This window comes from Rhodovulum sp. (assembly GCF_011048875.1).
GTDB lineage: Bacteria > Pseudomonadota > Alphaproteobacteria > Rhodobacterales > Rhodobacteraceae > Rhodovulum > Rhodovulum tesquicola.
The window spans coordinates 1-1,574 of record NZ_DSDD01000093.1 but is presented as its reverse complement, the minus strand read 5'-3'; the positions used below and the strand labels follow the sequence as shown (position 1 = coordinate 1,574).

At 71.0% G+C, this 1,574-nt stretch carries 2 protein-coding genes; both read right to left on the bottom strand.

The genetic code is table 11. From position 1 onward, the window contains the following. Positions 1-631: ABC transporter permease subunit (locus tag ENN83_RS03170; protein ID WP_287184020.1), on the bottom strand; the 631-nt coding region annotated here is incomplete at its 3' end. Positions 632-642: 11 nt separating this feature from the next. Beyond that, the coding region (locus tag ENN83_RS03165; protein ID WP_287184016.1) for an ABC transporter substrate-binding protein at positions 643-1,574 on the bottom strand (932 nt) is incomplete at its 5' end.

The window sequence follows — 1,574 nt, the reverse complement described above, 5'->3', positions numbered from 1 at the left end:
ATGCCCCCACGCCCCGCCCATCGTCGCGCCAATGGACCATGCGGCGCTGAAGCGGCTGCAACAGCGCCAGATCGACCGCGACCAGCACCGCCACCACGACCAGCACCCAGCCCATCATCGCGGCCGTATCGACATGGGCGCGCGCGGTGGCCAGCCCGTCGCCAATGCCGCCCGCACCGGCCAGCAACCCGGCCATGACCGACACCTTCCACGACATCGCCAGCGTCGTGGCCAGCGTGGGAAAGACATGGACCAGCATATGCGGCAGGTGCATGTGGGCCAGCCTTGCGCCAAGGGGAACGCGGAACGCCTGCGCCATCCGGATCAGCCCGCCATCAAGGCTGTGAACCCCGGCCACGGCGGCGGCAAAGACCAGCGGGCCGGTTGCCACGGCCACGGTGAACACGACCGCCCAGCGCCCACCGAACCACAGGAGCGCCAGCACCACCCAGGCAATCGCCGGGATCCCCGGCAGCACCACCGCGACCGGCTGCAACGCCCGCTGCGCCTCGGGGCGCAGGCCCGCAAGCGTCCCGGCGATCATCCCCGCCGCCGCGCCCGCGGCCCGGCCCATCCCGGCATTCCCGGCGGTCTGGGCCAGCGCGGGGGCAACCATGCCCTCTGCAATCATGCGCCAGAGGGTTACGCCCGTCTCGGCCAGACCGGGCAGTACCAGCGGCCCCCAGATGCAATGCCCGGCCGCCCAAAGGACCAGCAACAGGGCAAGGCCCGCAAGGCTCCAGAGCCGGGAGGCAGGGCGTTTTCGCGCCATGTGACCCTAGCCCCGGTAGAAATCGGCATCGGGCGGGCGGTGCGCGACGATGCCGGCGCCAGCGCCATGAGGTGCTGGAAATAGGTCTCGATATCCTCCTGCGCCTGCCGCGCGCTGTCCAGAAACTCGGCGCTGACCGCCAGTCCCACCTGCGGAATCCGCGGGCCGCACCCGGTATGCCGGCCATAGATCTCGGCGATGTCGAGCGCGCGGATCATGGGCAAGCCTTCACGTTCGGCGCGGATCTGCGCGGCCTTGGCGGCTGGTTCGTGCAGCAGCGCCACATCGCCCCGCCCGGCCAGGAACAGCGGCACCGCCTCGCCGGGCGAGCCGACATAGTCGAGCCGCAGATCGCGGTCGGGGTCCAGCCCGGCCCAGCCCAGCACCATGCGAAACAACAGATCCGGCGCCTCGTTCTTGTTCGACAGCAGCACCCGGCGGCCCGCCAGATCCGCGATCGAGCGGATGCGGTCATCGCGCGCCATGACATGAAGCACGCCCCAGGTCACGACATTCACCATCCGCGTGCCCGCCCCGCGATTGAAGAAATTGGCCGCAGCACAGGTGGAACTGGCAAACAGCCGGAACGCGCCCGAGGCGATGCCCGCGCGCAACTGGTCGGCGCTTTTCCAGATCTCGAACCGCGCGCCGGGGGCTGCGGCCTGAAAGCGGTCAGAGACCACCGCGCGGGCAAAGACCGCCGAAGGCGTGCCCGGAATACCCCAGAGCGTCAGCCGCTCCGCCCCTCGCGCCGGGGGCGCAAGGGCCAGCGCGGCCAGCCCGGCCAGTACCGCGCGGCGGT